Genomic DNA, 17,821 nt, shown 5'->3' on the forward strand with positions numbered 1-17,821 from the left:
CGAGAGGCCGTCTGAAAATCACAATATCGGTTCAGACGGCCTGAACTTAATGTTTCATCGTATCCGGCAAGTGCGGGTACGCATCAGGGCGGATTGTAATACAGTTCGGCGGGCGCTGGGAAGTATCGGCGCGGCAGCCTACGGCTCTTTGCGGGCGGCTTTTTCGGCCAGCCCCGACAAACCTTGGCGGCGTGCAAGCTCGTTCAGCACGTCTTCGGCGCGCAGGCCGTGATGCGCCAAAAGGACCATGGTGTGAAACCATAAGTCGGCTACCTCGTAAACGAGGTGTTCGCCGCCGCCGTCTTTCGAAGCCATCAGCACTTCACCCGCTTCTTCGATGACTTTTTTGAGGATTTTGTCTTCGCCTTTGTGGAGAAGCTGGGCGACGTAGGAGGCTTCGGGATCGCCGCCTTTACGCGAGTCTATGGTGTTTTGGATGGCGGTGAGGATGGAATTGGTCATGAGGGGCTTTCTTAATTTGATTTCAGACGTCCAAGGTGAAACGGCCGCTTCGTTGGCGGTTCGCTCTAAGGGTGTTTATGCCCGTAAATCGCCTCTTCGTCTTTCAGCACTGTGTCAACCGTCTGCCATGCGCCGTCTTTCCAGACTTTGTAGAAACAGCTTTCGCGTCCCGTATGGCAGGCGATGCCGCCGTTTTGGTCTATCAGCATCACGATGGCGTCGCCGTCGCAGTCGAGGCGCAATTCGTACACCTTTTGCGTGTGCCCCGATTCTTCGCCTTTCATCCATTGTTTTTGGCGCGAGCGGCTGTAATAGTGGGCGAAACCGGTTTCCACGGTTTTTTGCAGGGCTTCGGCGTTCATCCATGCAACCATCAGCACGCGGCAGGTCTGCCGGTCTTGGGCGATGGCGCAGACTAAGCCTTTTTCGTCGAATTTGACGGCGCTGAGCAGGGGTTCGTTTATGTTCGGCATTCGGGTTACACCATTTTCACGGACAATATTTTTCAGACGGCCTTTTGATGGCAAGGTTCAAAACCTCACAGCCGCACTTCGATTCCGGCTTCGCGCATGGCGAGCTTCGCATCGCGGATACTGACTTCGCCGAAGTGGAAAATACTGGCGGCAAGCACGGCATCCGCTTTGCCCTCTTTGATGCCGTCAATCAAATGCTGCACGTTACCAACGCCGCCGGAGGCGATGACGGGAATATCGACTGCTTCGCTGACGGCGCGGGTTAGCGGCAGGTTGAAGCCTTGTTTCGTACCGTCCCTGTCCATGCTGGTGAGCAAGATTTCGCCCGCGCCGCGCCGCTGCATTTCAACCGCCCATTCGACTGCGTCCAAGCCCGTCGGCGTGCGCCCGCCGTGGGTGAAGATTTCCCATCGGGTGTTTTCGGGATTGACGGCTTTGGCATCGACGGCGACGACGATGGCTTGCGAACCGAAAAATCCGGCGGCTTCGTTGACTAAATCGGGATTGGTTACAGCAGCGGTGTTGATGCTGGCTTTGTCCGCGCCGGCATTGAGCAGGCGGCGGATGTCGGCTACGGTGCGTACGCCGCCGCCGACGGTCAGCGGAATGAAAACCTGTGAGGCAACGTCTTCGATGACGTGCAAAATAGTGTCGCGGTTGTCGGAGGAGGCGGTGATGTCGAGAAAGGTCAGTTCGTCCGCGCCTTCGTCGTTGTAGCGTTTGGCGACATCGACGGGGTTGCCAGCATCGCGCAAACCGAGGAAGTTTACGCCTTTGACGACGCGGCCGTCTTTAACGTCGAGACAGGGGATGATGCGTTTTGCCAGTGCCATATTTTTCCTCCGGAGCGAGAATGTCCGCCGTTTGTCCGGCGGGATAGCCATACTATAAACGGAAACGGTTGCGGAGGGAAAATATTTGCCGGCCAGATTTAAGCGGACAGGCCGGAAATCCAGTCGGGCAGGTGTGCGGCGAGTTGGTAGTAGCCGATGCTTGCGGCGGCGGCCATCAGCATGGTGGCCATAAAGCTGTTGCTCAACCGGTTGACGAGGTAAAACGCGACGGCCACATACAGCCACAATGCGCCGTTGGACATCATCCATTGCTGGTCGATGACGGGCATGGAAAAATCGGTCAACTGATGGAGGACGGCGGCCAGCAGGGTGAACCAAAGGCTTTCGCTCAGGGCGTAGATGTCGCGGTTGGACGACCAAATTATCCAAAAGCCCAATACAAACGCTTCCAACATAATATGTCCCCTAAAAACAGAAAAAATATCAGATAAAAAAACAATAAAAAACCTGCCTGTTGGCTTTTTTAATGCGGCAGGAAACCTGTTGGTTTTCAGACGGCCTGATACGGCGGAAAGGCCGTCTGAAAAGTATGGTGGCGCTTAGGCGGCACTCAGTGCGTCCGCCAATTTTTGCGCTTCGGCGAAATCGATGCTGCCCTCGTAAATCGCGCGGCCGGTAATCGCGCCCGCCACGCCGTGTTTTTCGACGGCACACAAGGCGCGGATGTCGTCCAGATTGGTCAGGCCGCCCGATGCGATGACCGGAACGGCGGCCGCTTGGGCGAGTTTGACCGTTGCTTCGACGTTTACGCCGCTCATCATGCCGTCGCGGCCGATGTCGGTGTAGATGATGGCGTTGACGCCGTCTTCTTCAAACCGTTTCGCCAAATCGGCAACGCGGTGTTCCGTTACTGTCGCCCAGCCGTCTATCGCCACCATGCCGTCTTTGGCGTCCAGCCCGACGATAATCTGCCCGGGAAATTCTTTGCACGCTTCGCGCACGAAATCGGGATTTTTCACTGCCGCCGTGCCGATAATGACATCGGCCAGGCCCAAATCCAAATATTTTTCAATGGTTGCCAAATCGCGGATGCCGCCGCCCAACTGCACGGGAATGTCGTTGGAGACTTCCGCCAGAATGGATTTGATGGCCGGAAAATTTTTCGGTATGCCGACGAATGCGCCGTTCAAGTCCACCAAGTGCAGGCGGCGCGCGCCTTGCTTGAGCCAGTGCAGCGCGGTTTCGGCGGGTGAATCGGAGAATACCGTCGCCTGCTCCATCAGCCCCTGTTTCAGCCGCACGCAGCGGCCTTCTTTCAAATCGATTGCCGGAATCAGTAACATTTTGTTTCCATTTGCAGTTCGGTTTCAGGCGGGCCGGAGTTCAAACAGGCCGTCTGAAACGGGGTTTGACAATGCTCAAAATCTATTTTACACAAATTAGCGATTTTTAGCGCGAATATATAAATGTAATGACGTTTTACCGCAGAAAAAACGGTGGTTTTGTTGCATATTGGATTCAGACGGCATGAGGACGCCGGTTACAGCCGCGCGCGGGGAACGCTGTTGCCGCACCGGCCGTCAGCCGCCGTTCCAATCCAAAAAATTGCGTAACAGCAGCAGGCCGGCATCGTGGCTTTTTTCCGTGTGGAACTGGGTGGCGAATACGTTGTCTTTGCCGACGATGCAGGCGAATTCGTGCGGGTATTCGCTGGTACCCAAAACGACGTTGGAGTCTTCGGGGGCAAAGTAATAGCTGTGGACGAAGTAAAAGCGCGAGTTTGGGGCGATGTCTTTAAACAAGGGGTGCGGACGGGTTTGGCGTACTGTGTTCCAGCCCATGTGCGGTACTTTTAACCGGTTGCCCTGCGCATCGGTTTGGTTCGGGAGGAAGCGTTTGACGCGGCCTTTGAAGCGGCCCAGTCCGGCGGTATCGCCTTCTTCGCTGTGTTCGAACAATAATTGCGCGCCGACGCAGATGCCGAAAAACGGTTTGTTTTCCAGGCCGTCCGCAACCGCTTCGCCCAAGCCGCTTTTGCGCAGCGCGGCCATGCAGTCGGGCATCGCGCCCTGTCCGGGGAAGATGATTTTGTCGGCGGCCGACACGTCTTCGGGACGGTCGGTCAGGTAGATTTCGGCGGTTTTGCCCGACAGGCTTTGCGCGGCCTGTACGGATTTGAGTACGGAGTGCAGGTTGCCCATGCCGTAATCGACGACGGCGACTTTCATGTGATGGTTCCTTTCGGCAGACGGCTGTCCGGTTCGATAAAGGCATTGTAGCAAAAAAACGGCGTGGTACTGATTGAAGAAAGCCGTGCACCCGACGGCGCTTTAGGATGCCCGCACTTAGCATCTTGATGAAGTGAAGGAAATGATTGGCAATACCTGCAAGAGCAGCGGGGAGTTTTACGGCAAGTTCGGCAAAACCGCAAAAAGGCCGTCTGAAAAAGAATTTTCAGACGGCCTTTTTGCGGTTTTGGATAAAACTTATTCCTTCGCCAGATTCAGATAGACTCCGGCGACGTCTTGTTCGCCGTATCCGGCACGAACTGCTTCGCGGTAGCTTTCGGCAACGGTTTCGACGGCGGGAAGCGAATTGCCGGCCTGTTTCAATTCGTTGACGGCGAGGTTGAGGTCTTTGGAGGCGTGTTTGAGGGCGAAAGCGGGCGGAAATTCGCGGCTGGCCCACAGGGATTTTTTGGTCTGGAACATGGGCGAATCCATGGCGGAACCGCCGACGGCTTCGATGATGGTGTCGGTATCGATGCCGAATTGCTGCGCCATCAGCATGGCTTCGCTGTATGCCTCGCCGAAGATGCCCAAGAGCGAATTGAGTACGAGTTTCGCGCCGGAGCCTTTGCCGACGTTGCCGAAGTGGAAGGTTTTTTTGCCGAGGATGCCAAACACTTTTTGCAAGGGGTTTAAAACGCCTTCTTCGCCGCCGAAAAGAATCAGCAGCGTGCCGTTGGTGGCGGGGCCGACGGAGCCGGAGACGGGGGCTTCGGCGAACTGTCCGCCCGCGGCTTCGACGATGGCTTTGACGGCGAGATTTTCTGAGGGGGCGATGGTGCTCATGTTGACGATGATTTTGCCGTCAAGCTCTTTGCGGATGTCTTCGTTGAGGATGTTGAGGACGGCGGCGTAGTCGGAAACCATCAGGAAAATGACGGGATAAGTACGGACGAGTTCGGTACTGCTTGGGTAAACTTTCGCGCCTTTGGTTTGCAAGTCGGCGGTTTTGTCGGGCGAGCGGTTGTAAACGCCGACTTCGATGCCCGCATCGAGCAGGCGCGTTACCATCGGGTTGCCCATTTGGCCCAAGCCTATCCAGCCGATTTGTGTGTATTCGTTGTTTGACATTGTGTCTGCTCCTTTGCGTGATGTTGTCAAACCGCGCTACGGCACGGTTGGGGCCATTATACATACGGGGCAGGCCGTCTGAAAGAAGGGATGAGGTTTCAGACGGCCTTGGAAAGGGACGCTGCCGGCCGGTACGTCGGGCCGTCTGAAAAGACGGCGGTTTAAAGGTGGGAATGGGTTTTGTCTTTATCGACGGTGAAGGTTTCGTTCAAGGCGTATTCGGTTGCGGCGGTATGGGGAACGTCGATATGCACCGAACCGGCCTGTGCGGTGCCGGTGGAAGACAACAGGGTCGACAGCGGAATGGAGTCGGCATCCACGGTATAGGTGGACGAAACGTCAGCGGCTTCGGTGGCCGTTTGGGCGGAAAGAAAGGATTTCAGTGTGGGCGTGTTGAAGTTGGATGCGGTGGAGAGATTTTTGCCGTTATGGGTGTTGTCGATGGCGATGTATGAGGCGTGGTCGGCCTGCATCCAGTAGCTGTACAGGTCTTTTTTCAACGGGGTTTCCAGCGTGTTGTTGTTGATGGTGGCGCTGGATGCGGCTTTGCTGGTGCTGATGATGTCGATGATGGCTTTGTCCACGACGCCGCCCAGTTTGAAGTGGTTGTCGTGTACGGTGTAGGTTTTGGCGTTGCCGATGAGGCGGACGGCTTCCGCCGAACCGTTGGATTGGCCGATGGCAATGTCGTTGTTGCCAACGTTTACGCTGCCGCGCTGAGTAAGGGTGGCGCTTTTTTCTTCGACATATACCGGAACGGTATCTGCGGCGATTTCGCCGATTTGGGCGGTATTGCCGCTGATGTTGATGTTGCCGGAACCCAAGCCTGCATTGTTGCCCATCGTGGTGTCGTTGATGGCGGCAATCAGATAACGGCTGGATGTGCCGTTGATGGTGTTGCCGGTAATGTCCAGATTGTAACTGGCGGTGTTTTCGTGGTTGCGGAATTCGATGCCGTAAGTGTGTATGTCGTCTTTGAAAAGAGTCAGACCGGAAATGGTGTTGCCGCTGATTTCGTAGCGGGCGTTGTCGTGGGTATACAGGTTTTTGTTCTGCGTGTTGGTTTGCAGTTGGATGCCTGAATAGCCGTAGTAGGTGCATTCGGCATTGTCGTCGTGGAGCAGGCGGAATTTGGCGTCTTGGATAATGGTGTTGCCGGTGATTTTGACGTTTTCCATTGCAAACTGGCGGTTGTATACGGCGATGCCGTACATCCGGTCGCCGTTGGAGATATTGTTGCTGATGACGATGTCGGTGCCGTCGTGGACGTCCAAGCCTTTGCGGTAGTTGTGGTCGGTACGGTTGTTGCTGAAGGTAACGCCGAAATTGTAGCTGCCTGCCATGGTGGCGATGCCGTAGCCGGTGCCGCCGTCTCCGGCATGGCCGTTGTAGGAGAAAGTGTTGTTGTCTGCGACGAATTTTTCCTGATAGGAAACCAAGGCGCCGGCGACGCGGTTGTGGTGCAGGTAGCTGTTTTCGATACGGTTGTTTTCGCCGGTGGGCAGATTGTCGTGGGTTTCGTTGAGTTCACCGTTTTGTACCCGGGCTTTGAAAGTCATGCCTTTTTTGGCGGGGTCTTCTTGCAGGGCGGCGGTTGAGGTGAAGACGACGCCCGCGCGGTTGGCCCCCGACACTTCTACGCCGCTGATCAAAGTATTGTCGGCATCGTTGACTAAAATGCCGCTGACTTTGCCGAAATAGCTCAAGCCTTTGCGGTAGAAATCGGTATGGGTGTATTTGACCGACAGGTTCTTGATGCTGACGCCGTCCACACCGTCCACCAAGATTCCCGCGTTTTCACGGATGTCGGTTTCGTTGGTGTCTGAGTTGAATATCCCTTTTTGCGCTTTGTTGAAGCTGATGGTCGTATTGCCCATGCCGTTGCCGATAATTCCTTGGACACTGCTGAGGGTTTTGTCGATGACGATGGTGTCTGAAACGTAGAGTTTGCCGCTGAGATAAACCGAAGCGTGGGCGGAATGGGCGGCCTTGAGCGCGTTTTTAATGGCAGGCAGGCTGTCGGTACGGCCGCTGGCGTCCGTGCCGAATTCGGCGGCATCTATATATCTGCCGTGGGTTTTGCTCTGGTAAACATGGTAGGTTTTGCCGCTCGGAGTTTTGGCGCTGGCAATGACGACGCTGTTTGAAGGGGCTGATGGGATCGTTATCGGCCGCTTTGTACCTATAGTGATAGCCATAAGTGAATGTTCCTTGTTTCCGACGTTCGGTGCACATTGTTAAAAAATATTCATCACGCTGATAGTTTCTTTTGAAAAACTTTTCGCGTAATCTTTAGGCTGTGCTTCCCGTAAAGTGAAGGGATACCGTCTTGCTAGAAGCGGGAAATCGTATGGGTTTCCATGTTTTTGAGGTGTTTTTGTAAAAAGTTTGAGAATATATTTAAAGTTCGGGCTTTTAGGTAATAATTTTGTTAGAAAGTTCAAAATTAAATTAGAGTTAAGACGTTATATATTATTAAATCAGGGTTTTTATACTTCCGTATGCGATATTCTTATCGGGTAATATTCAATAAGAATATAAAAGGCCGTCTGAAAATACGTTTCGGATATTTTCAGACGGCCTTGTCGGATTGGGATAAACCGGTTGGCGTACAGCTTGTTCAGATATTGGCCAAAAACAACCAGATAAGGGTCAGCGGAAACAGCGCGCCGGCCAGATAGAGTGTGATGCGGACGGAACGCGCTTTATTTTGCCAGCGGCGCAGCAGGATGAAGTAACCCCATGCGTAGAAACCGAGTGCGCAGGTAGCGACGAGCGAAGTTTCACCGTGGAAGACGGTGATTCCTGCGAGAAAGATGATGCTGAAAAACACCGCCGCCCATGCCAGCGCAGGAATTTGCGGCAACAGGCGGGTTTGCAGCGCGCCGAACAGCAACAGTAAAAATACGGGCAGCATTGTCTGGCGGTCTTAGTCGGTCAGCGTGCCTTTAGTAGAGGGCATTCCGCCGGCCAGCCTGGCATCGGGTTCGACTGCTTCGCGCAGTGCGCGGCCGAAGGCTTTGAATACGGTCTCCGCCTGATGGTGCGCATTGTTGCCGCGCAGGTTGTCGATGTGCAGTGTCATCATGCTGTGGTTGACGATGCCGTGGAAAAATTCGCTGAATAAGTCCACGTCGAACCGGCCTATCCAAGCGCGGACGAAATCAACGTTGTATATCAGCCCCGGACGGCCTGACAAATCCAAAACCACGCGGCTTAAGGATTCGTCCAGAGGCACATAGGCATGTCCGTAACGGCGGATACCGGCTTTGTCGCCCAAAGCCTGTTTCAGGGCTTGGCCGAATACGATGCCGATGTCTTCAACGGTATGATGGTCGTCGACATAGGTGTCGCCTTTGCAGGTAATTTCTAAATCAATCATGCCGTGGCGGGCGATTTGGTCGAGCATGTGGCTAAGGAAAGGAACGCCGGTATCGAGGCGGCTTTGACCGGTGCCGTCCAAGTTTAGGGAGAGGGTGATTTGGGTTTCGCGGGTATTGCGGGTTACGGTAACGAAGCGGCCTTCGGTGGAAATCACAACTTCAGACGGCATAATAAAATTTTCGGCAGCTTCCGCCGTAATTCTGGCGGCGGCTTTTTCTTTATCTTTGCTGTGGTCGCGGCTCAACCAGCCTTTGCGCTTGCCCATGCCGGCTTCCAGTTTGGCGGCAAGGCTGGGACGGATGCCGCGTGCCGATTCGTCTTCCGCCTGCGTTTCCAACCGGCGTTTGAGCTGCGACAGCGAGGCCGAATTGTCGTAGCCGCATTTGCGAGCCAGCGCGGTAAGCGAGCCTGCTTCTTCCACCAGTTGGTAGAAGTTTGTTAAGTGAAGTTGTGTTTTGGTCATAACGAAATTCCTATTCCAGTAAAGTTCGGCTTAAGTTTAAACGTAAAGCCGACGGATAACGGACAATACCGCATCGTTTTGTTCGGGAGAACCGATAGTAATCCGTACGCATTGATTAAGCAGAGGATGTTGTCCGTGCAGATTTTTTATCAGAATTTTATTGTCCTTCATTGTCTGGAATAATTCAAGTGCATCCGGCACGCGGACGGTAATGAAATTTGCCTCGCTCGGAAAGGTTTTCAAACGGCTAAAGTAGGATAATTCTTCAAACATTCTTTCCCGTTCTTCTTTTAATTTCAATATAGTATCATCAATTACTTCAAAATTTTCCAAAGCGAATGCGGCGGTGGCCAGGCTGAGTTGGTTCATATTGTAAGGCGGCAATATTTTTACCAGTTCCTTTATAATTAATTCGCCGGCGGACGCATAGCCGATACGGATACCGGCAAAACCGATTTTGCTGACCGTGCGCATGACCACCAGATTTTCAAAACCGCCCGCCTGCGGCAGGAAGCTGTCGCGGCTGAAGGCGCCGTAGGCTTCGTCTACAACCACGATGCCTTTGGCCGCGCGGATGATAGCTTCCACTTCTTCGCGCTTAAAACATACGCCGGTCGGATTGTTGGGGTAGGCGATAAAGACCAACGCGGGATTGTGTGTTTCAACTGCTTGCAGCATGGCGGGCAAGTCTAGGGAGAAATCCTCTCTCAGCGGTATGCCGACATAATTCATGCCGTAAAGCAGGGCGTTGTGCCGGTACATAACGAAACTGGGTTCCACCGCGAGTACGGTTGCGCCGGGTTTGGCTACCAGCATAGTCAGGAACTGGATCAGTTCGTCCGAACCGTTGCCTAGGGCAATCTGCGCTGCCTGAGGAATGCCGAACGCTTTGCGCAATGCGGGTTGCAGGCCGCAAGATGCGGGGTTGGGGTAACGGTTGACCGGAGATTGCGCCAGAAGCCGCGCCCATTCCTCCAGTAAGGCGGGTGAGCGGGCAAACGGGTGGTACGGGCTTTCCATCGCATCCAGTTTGATGAAGTTTTCGGGGACATCAGTTACATGATAGGCGGTCATGTTTTTGATTTCCGGACGGATAAAATCTGTCGGCGCGGTCATGGGAATCTCCTTTGGAATTTTGTTACACAAGTCTGCTATGCGCTCGCAAAGAATTGTAATGTAACATAAAAACAGCATCAATTCAGCCGGATTGCGGCCAATGTCTTTTCAGACGGCATTATAATTCCGAGCAATCAACCTATGAGGTGAAACACATGAAACGGATGTTTGTCCTGTTTGTCGGCATTATTCTGAGTGCGACCGCCGCCCCCATTCATTCGGGCGGCGGAGAGTTCGGGCGGCAGAATGCGGCAGAGGGGCAGGCGGCGTATCTGCTGGACAGAGGCATAGAAGCGTTTAACCGGCGGGATTACGACGAAGCCCTGACTATTTTTACCCAAGCCTCCGCTGCGGGGCACGTCAAAGCCCAGCGTTATATCGGATTGATGTATCTCAACGGCTACGGCGTCCGTCAGAATGCCGGCCGTGCCGCCGCCGAATTTAAGAAAGCTGCCGACAAAGGCGACATTACCGCACAATACTGGCTGGCATATTGTTATGAACACGGTCTCGGTATCTCCAAAAGTATAAGTGAGGCGGTAGACTGGTATCAGGAATCCGCCCGCCGCGGCGACCATATTTCCGCACCTGCGATGACCGCTTTGGGCCGCTTGGCCGAATCTGACGATGTGAAGGAAGCTCTGGACTGGTATAAGAAATCCGCGGCCGCAGGCGATAAGGAAGCGCAGGCGGCATTACGCAGGTTGGATATGAAATAAACAAACGGGCCGCTGCGGACAAGATTTTTGTGTTTTTCTTTAAGCCCTGATTAGAAAACGGTAAAAAGGCCGTCTGAAACATATGTTTCAGACGGCCTTTTGTCTTGAGGCGTTTATTTTTCATTCAAATGTCAGTCGACACGGTAATAAAGGAACCGGTAGGAATTCCGCATGGGGGGGAACAGCCGCATGATCCAGTAGGAGAAAAAGCCGGTTTTTTTCCATGCCGGAAAATCGGTCGCCAGATATTTGGCCGCAATCATATGCAGGTTGGCCGCCCACAGTTCGGGTTCGCGGTCGTTGTCGCAGCCGAATGCGAAGCGGGCGCGTGTGTGTTTCAGCGCATCGTGCCGGTCGGAAACCTTCGTCATCCAAGTGCTGGTTACATCAAAGAGGATTTCGCTGCCGTGGAAACGCTGCGCCAGCTTTTGAAACAGGTCGCGTACGTTTTCTTTTGGAAAATACATCAGCACGCCTTCGATGAGGAATAAGAATTGTGCGTCGGGATGGCTTTGGAGCAGATTGTCCATCCATTCCTCGTCGAAAGCCGAAGCGGCAATCAGGGTTTCTCCGGCACGCGGCGGCAGCAGTTTTTCGCGCAGGGCGATGACGTCGGGCAGGTCGAGCAGGTAAAACGGCGCTTCTCCCGCGCGATTGCCAAGCCGCTCATGACGGCTGTCCAAGCCGCAGCCTAACTCGACGATGACTGGATTTTTTCGGTGGCGGATAAAGTCGGCAGTCATATTGTCGAAATAATGCGCACGGATGGCGGTGCCGGCAATGCTGCGGTAGGCATGGTCGAATTTGGAGAAATCGTATTCAATCTGCGGTATCAGCCGGCAGGCGGCCGCATCGTACAGAATCGGGTCGGGTTGCTGTGAGGACAGATATTTGATGTAAAGGGGAATGAGCAGGGTTTCGCTGACGGCATTTTCAATTTCCAACATAACAGTCTCCTTGAGTCGGTGGATTACGATAAGAGGATGGGCAGTTGGTTGTGTTCGGCGGGCTTTCAGGCGGCCTTCAATCATTCTTTAATGAATAGGATATGGCTTTTTAGATGCAGAAACAAGTATCGGCGGAATCTGCGTCAAACAGAAAGGCCGTCTGAAACCTTTTCAGACGGCCTTGTCGGCTTATTGTTCAAATCAACTGGAGTACGAAGAAAATCACGGTCAGCAGCGCAAACAGCGGCATCAGTATTACTGCCGACCATGCCATATAGCCGAAGAAGGAAGGCATTTTGACTTTGCGTTGTTCGGCGATGGCCTTGACCATAAAGTTCGGTGCGTTGCCGATGTAGGTTACCGCCCCCATAAATACCGAACCCATCGAAACCGCCAGCAGGCTGTGGAACAGCGGGCCGGTCATCAGGGCCTGCGCGTTGCCGCCGGCCATATTGAAGAACACCAGATAGGTCGGCGCGTTGTCGAGGAAGGCCGAAAGCAGGCCGCTCATCCAGAAATACATAGTATTGATGGGGTTGCCCGCTTCATCGTGCACCAGCGAAACCACGCTGTGGAGCGCGCCCGCCTCGCCCGCCTTCAGGATGGCCAAAACCGGCGAGATGGTGATGAAGATACCGAGGAACAGTTTGCCCACTTCGATAATCGGTTCGAAATTAAATTCGTTACCCGCGCGCACCTGTTTGGGCGTGATGGCGAGCGAAACGACCGTCAGTGCCAGCAAGATGATGTCGCGCACCAAGTTCGGCAGGGCATAATGGCTGCCCAGAATGTCAAAACCCGGATGGTCGGGCTTCCATACGCCCGATAGCAGCACCGCACCGACCACGCCCGCCAACAGCAGGAAATTCCATTTGCCGAAAATCTGCAATTTGCTGTCGGGCGTCGGGTCTTTCTGTTTGATTTCGTCTTCTCTTGCGTACAGGATGCTGTCGAATATATAGAATACCGCCAGCAGAACCGCCGCACTGATTAACACGGGCGGCATCATATGGCGTACCGTCCACATAAACTCCACACCTTTCAGGAAACCGAGAAACAGTGGCGGATCACCCAGCGGCGTCAGTCCGCCGCCGATATTGGCCACCAGAAAGATGAAGAAAACGACCACATGCACTTGGTGTTTGCGGTTGTCGTTAGCCTTCAGCAGCGGGCGTATCATCAGCATCGCCGCGCCGGTCGTGCCCATGACCGATGCCAGTGCCGTGCCGATGGCCAGCAGCGCGGTGTTGAGTTTGGGCGAGCCGTGCAGGTTGCCCCACACCAAAATACCGCCCGAAATCGTATAAAGCGCAAGAAGCAGCAGGATAAACGGGATATATTCTTCCACCAAGGCGTGGACGACGGTATGCACTCCCGCGTCAAAACCGAACACCGCCACCAGCGGTACCAAAAACAGCACCGTCCAAAAGGCGGTGATTTTACCGAAATGATGGTGCCAAAAATTGGGCAGCAGCAGAGGGCAGAGTGCGATGGAGAGCAGGATGAGGGCAAACGGCAAGCCCCAAAGGAGGCCGAGTTCCTCACCGTGAAAATCGGCGGCGCGGGCTGCGGCGGGCAGCAGCAGGGCGAAGCAGACAAGGTATGGTCGCATGGCAGTGTTCCTTCTTTTTCTTGTGGCGAACACGTCAGGCCGTCTGAAAACAAGCGGCCGATACGGATTCGCGACGGTCTTGGTTCGGCAGGAACCGTCCGTTTGATTGTAAAGGAAAAAAAACACAGATTCCAGCAAGATACCGGTTCGGGAGCAGGCGGGAATGGCGGGCGGTGATGTAGGGAAAAGTAGGAAATACGCGGGTTTGCCGATAAAATGCTGAAATAATCGGTACTTAACCAAATGGGATAAACAGTCTATCGAAGTATTAGAACAAATTGATTTTAGCGAAAATTTACGTTCCCGATGCAGAACGGGACCGGCAGGGCCATAATAAGGGAAGGCCGTCTGAAAACAATTTTCAGACGGCCTTCGCTCATGAATCCGGCAGCCGCCACATCCAAACCGCCACACAGAAACAGAATCCTGCCGATACTGCGCCTATCCACCATTTTTCGGGAAACCGCCAAAACAAAAACAGGCACGAGACCGTCATCATACTGAATGCGAAGTATTTCGCCCGCCGCGGTACGGCGCGGTTGCGCTCCCAGTTTTGCACCATCGGGCCGAAGCGGGGATGCCGGTGCAGCCAGCGGTGGAAACGCGGCGAGGCTTTCGCCCAGCAGGCCGCAGCGAGCAATACGAACGGCGTAGTCGGCAATATCGGCAGGAAAATGCCGATAATGCCCAATGCCAGCGAGAGCGCGCCGCAAGTCCAGAAGAAATAGCGGATAAGCATGGCGGAAACGGTGTGTGTCGGTGCGTATGAGAAGATACGCGGGGAATCTGATAATGATTCCTGATTATACAGTATGTTTGCGGCCGTTGGGCAACAGCGGATTCGGCATCCTCCTTTGGTTTTGCCGATCCAAGTTATCCGACGGTGCGCTATAGGGGATTTCAATAGGAGGATAGGGGAAAAGCCAATTAATATCACCGGAAACTGTTTCCAAATCTTTTTGATTTAATTTTATAACATACTTCTTTAATATTGGCAGCTCTCGCAACCCCTAAATCTAAAGAAAAAGATGCGTTTTAACGCATCTTTTTCAGGCTCTATTAGCTCTATTAGTTAGAAGAAATAACCAACAGTATAAGATACAGCATAGAGCGGGCTAATAGCAAATAACAACTTGTTAGGGTTAAAATCACCGCCGCCGGCAACTCGTTCTAAATCGTGCAACTCTAATTCGTGCATATTTTTAGCATTCATAAAAATTTCCTTTCAATTTTTCAAATTCAGCTTAAAGAACTGGTTAGTTCCTTTTATCTGTACTTATCTGTACGTCCGTCATTATATCCCCAGCCAGCTACGAGAATAATGGCTCCTGCTGCTAATGCGGGTAAAAAACCACCAGAAACCTGTTCCAGCTCATTGATTTTCAGCTCTTGCATAAGAATAACTCCTTAATAAAAAAGTAATATATAACTAATTATATAACTTACAACTTAAAAATTACAAGTCCTCATAAAGAAAATACTGAGAACTTAACAGTTGGAGTATATATCCTAATATTTGTTCCATTTTTTTTTGTATTTTTTTGTAATTTTTATTTGTTTTTTTGTTTACCCTTATTGCAAATTAAATTAAATAATTCAATGATATAGCTTTAATGTACTGCCCGGTATATTCCAATAAATAGAATTTTAAAGATGGATTCCCTCCCGCGCGGTGGGGCAAAGCGGACTTGCGTAAGCTCATGAAGGAGGTTGTATTATTTTGGCTTGTCGCCACCGTCCGCGCAGAGCGGGTGTAAAATACGCCCCTACAACTGTTAAACGGCATTTTGCAATTGCCCGAACCCGATATGGCGACCGTAGGGGAGGAACGCTGCGCTTTCCGTATCAAAAAATCAAACGGTAGGTTGGATTATCGAATCCGGCACTACGGATAGGGCTGGCATTGTTGGAAAGTTTTGGAATCCCGACGGTTTGCCGAATACGAGTATCCGATCCGCTTTACTGTAGATGTCGTTAGCCGTTGCTGATGGTGTAACGGCACGATACAATATTTTGTTTTTAAAGGATTTTTAAAAAAACCTCTAACAGACCTTTGGTTTTCAACCCGGTGTACCGTCGGAAAAACATTCTGTATAGGGCGGTTATTTTGATATGTGCGGATGCGGGATCATTTTGAGGAAATCGAAAGCTGAACAGTCTGATTTTTAAATTGTTCTATGTTTTTTGGTATTTTTACCCGACGAAGTTAAAAATACGGTTGCTAAGTGGACTTTTTTTAGCTGGTCAAACTGAATCAGGCCGTCTGAAACCGATTTTTCAGACGGCCTGCCGTTTTATGATAAAAGCCCTTAATCGCGTTGCAGATGCGTCAGCGGCAGGGCAGTGGTGTTTTTGATTTCTTTCAATACGAAGCTCGATTGGGCATCCTGCACACCTTCGTGCGAAAGCAGCGTATCCAGTACGAAATGCGAAAAAGCGTTCATGTCAGTGAAGAAGGCATGCAGCAGATAATCGGTTTCGCCGGTCAGCGCAAAGCAGCTCAACACCTCCGGCCACGTCTGTACGGCGGCGGAAAATTCTTCGCGTGCAACCTTGGCCTTGCTGATGGATACGCGGATAAACGCCTGAAGGCCGAGTTCGACGGCGACGGGGGAGAGCAGGGCGGCATACTTGCGGATGATACCTGCGTCTTCAAGCTGCTTGAGGCGGCGCAGGCAGGGCGACGGCGATAAAGCGACCCGTTCCGAAAGCTCGACGTTGGTCAGGCGACCGTTTTCCTGTAAGACCTGAAGGATTTTCAGATCGGTTTTATCCAATGTAATAGATGCCATTTTGTCTCCCTTATTTTCGGCATGGTTATGAAAAATGCAAGCAATTCAGATGCTTTCGTGCCCTTTATAATAAGCTAAAAAAATTTAACATACAATAGTGCGGCAAAATTTAGTTTTCACGAATAATTCTGCGGAAAATATGCCTGATTAAGCATAATATTTTTACTAATCCTATTAATATTTGAATCTTAATAGTTTTGTTAGAATTTATAAAAGACAACTTGCCCAAAAGCGGCGTTTCAAGCCATAATCGCCCCATGTGCAGGAGAGAGTTACAGCAAACTACATGTAGCCGCCGAAGGCGCAAACGCCCTTAAATCGCTCAGGCAACAGGGACTGCACATTGAAATAAAACATCTGGAGAGTGGTGCGATCGCACCCACCGAAGGGGAGAAGGCCGTCTGAACCACCATTCAGACAACCGCGCAAAGCAGTGAGCAGACTGGTTTGCCATCAAGCGGGTATGCCGAAAATCTCAGGTTCAAGGACAGATAGGGTCTTCCGTGCTTATGTGCGGACGGCATCTGAACAATAAATCCGGAGAAGCTGAGAATGACTGCCCTGAAAACCACCCCGTTTCACCAAGCCCATCAAGATGCAGGCGCGAAGCTGGTCGATTTTGCCGGCTGGGAGCTGCCCATCCATTATGGTTCGCAAATCGCCGAACACGAAGCCGTGCGCACCGACGCCGGCATGTTCGACGTATCCCATATGCTCGTTACCGACGTCGCCGGAGCGAATGCTAAAGCCTTTTTTCGTAAACTGATTGCCAACGACGTTGCCAAACTCGCCTTCGTCGGCAAAGCCCTTTATTCCGCGCTGCTCAACGACAACGGCGGCGTGATTGACGACTTGATCGTTTACCGCACTAACGAAGCCGAAACCCAATACCGCATCGTATCCAACGGCGCGACCCGCGAGAAAGACACCGCCCAGTTCCACAAAGTCGGACAAGAATTCGGCGTCGCCTTCAACCCGCGCTACGACCTCGGAATGCTTGCCGTGCAAGGTCCTAAAGCCATCGAAAAACTCCTGACCGTCAAACCCGAATGGGCGGATGTCGTCCACAACCTCAAACCGTTCCAAGGCGCGGATTTGGGCAACGACTGGTTTGTCGCCCGCACCGGCTACACCGGCGAAGACGGCGTCGAAGTCATCCTGCCCGGCACCGAAGCCATCGCATTTTTCAAAGCCCTGCAACAAGCCGGCGTACAGCCCTGCGGCCTCGGCGCGCGCGACACCCTGCGCATGGAAGCCGGCATGAACCTCTACGGCAACGATATGGACGACGACACCAGCCCGCTCGAAGCAGGCATGGGTTGGACGGTTGATTTGAAAGACGAAAACCGCGATTTCGTCGGCAAAGCCGCTTTGTTGGCATTGAAAGAAAAAGGCATTGCCGTCAAACAGGTCGGTTTGCTGCTCGACAAAGGCGGCATCCTGCGCGCGCATATGGAAGTGTTGACCGACAAAGGCAAAGGCGAAACCACCAGCGGCGTATTCTCGCCCAGCCTGAAACAATCCATCGCCATCGCCCGCGTACCGAAAGATTTTGACGGCGATACCGCCAAAGTGCTGATGCGCGGCAAGGAAGTGGACGTGCGCGTATTGAAGCTGCCGTTTGTGCGTAACGGACAAAAACAGTTTGACTGATGCGGTTTCAGACGGCTTTTATTAAAGTTAAGGCCGTCTGAAAGCAA

20 protein-coding genes and 1 riboswitch are annotated in these 17,821 nt (G+C 52.6%); of the genes, 3 read left to right on the forward strand and 17 right to left on the reverse strand.

Annotation, left to right across the window (positions count from 1 at the left end; genetic code table 11):
- Positions 1-138 precede the first annotated feature (138 nt).
- From ACI43T_RS03490 to hisH, 6 genes are all read right to left on the reverse strand, one after another.
- Entirely contained in the window at positions 139-462 is a 324-nt protein-coding gene (locus ACI43T_RS03490) for a phosphoribosyl-ATP diphosphatase (RefSeq protein WP_405385556.1), read from the reverse strand.
- A gap of 65 nt (positions 463-527) precedes the next feature.
- Positions 528-935: a phosphoribosyl-AMP cyclohydrolase gene (gene hisI / locus ACI43T_RS03495; protein WP_405385557.1), complete on the reverse strand. Its 408-nt coding sequence runs from the start codon at positions 933-935 to the stop codon at positions 528-530.
- A 65-nt stretch (positions 936-1,000) separates the two neighbouring features.
- The gene (gene hisF, locus ACI43T_RS03500) at positions 1,001-1,768 is read right to left on the reverse strand and encodes an imidazole glycerol phosphate synthase subunit HisF (RefSeq protein ID WP_003776869.1); all 768 of its coding nucleotides are present in this window, start codon (positions 1,766-1,768) and stop codon (positions 1,001-1,003) included.
- 98 nt (positions 1,769-1,866) lie between these two features.
- Positions 1,867-2,184, reverse strand: coding sequence for a multidrug transporter MatE (locus tag ACI43T_RS03505; protein WP_293276274.1), 318 nt, complete (start codon positions 2,182-2,184; stop codon positions 1,867-1,869).
- Positions 2,185-2,328: 144 nt separating this feature from the next.
- Positions 2,329-3,072, reverse strand: coding sequence for a 1-(5-phosphoribosyl)-5-[(5-phosphoribosylamino)methylideneamino]imidazole-4-carboxamide isomerase (gene hisA / locus ACI43T_RS03510; RefSeq protein WP_405385558.1), 744 nt, complete (start codon positions 3,070-3,072; stop codon positions 2,329-2,331).
- Between the two features lie 237 nt (positions 3,073-3,309).
- Entirely contained in the window at positions 3,310-3,957 is a 648-nt protein-coding gene (hisH, locus tag ACI43T_RS03515) for an imidazole glycerol phosphate synthase subunit HisH (RefSeq protein ID WP_405385559.1), read from the reverse strand.
- Between the two features lie 142 nt (positions 3,958-4,099).
- Between hisH and ACI43T_RS03520 the strand changes: the two genes are divergently transcribed.
- On the forward strand, positions 4,100-4,240 hold the full coding sequence (locus tag ACI43T_RS03520; RefSeq protein ID WP_405385560.1) for a hypothetical protein: 141 nt from the start codon (positions 4,100-4,102) through the stop codon (positions 4,238-4,240).
- Here ACI43T_RS03520 and ACI43T_RS03525 read toward each other — a convergent pair.
- From ACI43T_RS03525 to hisC, 5 genes are all read right to left on the reverse strand, one after another.
- Positions 4,216-5,088: an NAD(P)-dependent oxidoreductase gene (locus tag ACI43T_RS03525; RefSeq protein WP_405385561.1), complete on the reverse strand. Its 873-nt coding sequence runs from the start codon at positions 5,086-5,088 to the stop codon at positions 4,216-4,218. The genes ACI43T_RS03520 and ACI43T_RS03525 overlap by 25 nt on opposite strands.
- A 161-nt stretch (positions 5,089-5,249) precedes the next feature.
- Positions 5,250-7,286: a right-handed parallel beta-helix repeat-containing protein gene (locus tag ACI43T_RS03530; protein ID WP_405385562.1), complete on the reverse strand. Its 2,037-nt coding sequence runs from the start codon at positions 7,284-7,286 to the stop codon at positions 5,250-5,252.
- Positions 7,287-7,708: 422 nt separating this feature from the next.
- The gene (locus ACI43T_RS03535) at positions 7,709-8,005 is read right to left on the reverse strand and encodes a hypothetical protein (protein WP_009174773.1); all 297 of its coding nucleotides are present in this window, start codon (positions 8,003-8,005) and stop codon (positions 7,709-7,711) included.
- Between the two features lie 12 nt (positions 8,006-8,017).
- A complete protein-coding gene (gene hisB / locus ACI43T_RS03540; protein ID WP_377081742.1) occupies positions 8,018-8,935 on the reverse strand; it encodes an imidazoleglycerol-phosphate dehydratase HisB in 918 nt (305 codons plus the stop codon).
- Between the two features lie 36 nt (positions 8,936-8,971).
- On the reverse strand, positions 8,972-10,051 hold the full coding sequence (hisC, locus tag ACI43T_RS03545) for a histidinol-phosphate transaminase (RefSeq protein WP_405385563.1): 1,080 nt from the start codon (positions 10,049-10,051) through the stop codon (positions 8,972-8,974).
- Between the two features lie 155 nt (positions 10,052-10,206).
- Here hisC and ACI43T_RS03550 point away from each other — a divergent pair, with 155 nt between their 5' ends.
- Positions 10,207-10,770: a tetratricopeptide repeat protein gene (locus ACI43T_RS03550; RefSeq protein ID WP_071191012.1), complete on the forward strand. Its 564-nt coding sequence runs from the start codon at positions 10,207-10,209 to the stop codon at positions 10,768-10,770.
- A 131-nt stretch (positions 10,771-10,901) separates the two neighbouring features.
- Here ACI43T_RS03550 and ACI43T_RS03555 read toward each other — a convergent pair whose 3' ends face one another.
- From ACI43T_RS03555 to ACI43T_RS03580, 6 genes are all read right to left on the reverse strand, one after another.
- Positions 10,902-11,717 (reverse strand): class I SAM-dependent methyltransferase, encoded by an 816-nt coding sequence (locus ACI43T_RS03555; RefSeq protein ID WP_009174769.1) that lies wholly within the window; start codon positions 11,715-11,717, stop codon positions 10,902-10,904.
- A 196-nt stretch (positions 11,718-11,913) separates the two neighbouring features.
- Positions 11,914-13,329, reverse strand: a complete 1,416-nt coding sequence (locus tag ACI43T_RS03560) for a sodium:proton antiporter (protein ID WP_405385564.1) — start codon at positions 13,327-13,329, stop codon at positions 11,914-11,916.
- Between the two features lie 376 nt (positions 13,330-13,705).
- Positions 13,706-14,068 carry a YbaN family protein gene (locus ACI43T_RS03565; protein ID WP_009174767.1) on the reverse strand — a complete coding sequence of 121 codons (363 nt, stop codon included), beginning with the start codon at positions 14,066-14,068 and terminating at the stop codon, positions 13,706-13,708.
- Between the two features lie 333 nt (positions 14,069-14,401).
- Complete coding sequence (locus ACI43T_RS03570; RefSeq protein ID WP_377081749.1) at positions 14,402-14,542, reverse strand: hypothetical protein; 141 nt, start codon at positions 14,540-14,542, stop codon at positions 14,402-14,404.
- 53 nt (positions 14,543-14,595) lie between these two features.
- A complete protein-coding gene (locus ACI43T_RS03575; RefSeq protein ID WP_377081751.1) occupies positions 14,596-14,724 on the reverse strand; it encodes a class IIb bacteriocin, lactobin A/cerein 7B family in 129 nt (42 codons plus the stop codon).
- Positions 14,725-15,638: 914 nt separating this feature from the next.
- Positions 15,639-16,121, reverse strand: coding sequence for an Lrp/AsnC family transcriptional regulator (locus tag ACI43T_RS03580; protein WP_009174766.1), 483 nt, complete (start codon positions 16,119-16,121; stop codon positions 15,639-15,641).
- Positions 16,122-16,373: 252 nt separating this feature from the next.
- Positions 16,374-16,470: riboswitch (glycine riboswitch) on the forward strand.
- A 203-nt stretch (positions 16,471-16,673) separates the two neighbouring features.
- On the opposite strand from ACI43T_RS03580, the gene gcvT reads away from it, so the two are divergent.
- Entirely contained in the window at positions 16,674-17,774 is a 1,101-nt protein-coding gene (gcvT, locus tag ACI43T_RS03585; RefSeq protein WP_405385565.1) for a glycine cleavage system aminomethyltransferase GcvT, read from the forward strand.
- The last annotated feature ends 47 nt before the right edge of the window (positions 17,775-17,821 follow it).

The sequence above is a fragment of the Neisseria oralis genome (genome assembly GCF_045062685.1).
Classification (GTDB): domain Bacteria; phylum Pseudomonadota; class Gammaproteobacteria; order Burkholderiales; family Neisseriaceae; genus Neisseria; species Neisseria oralis.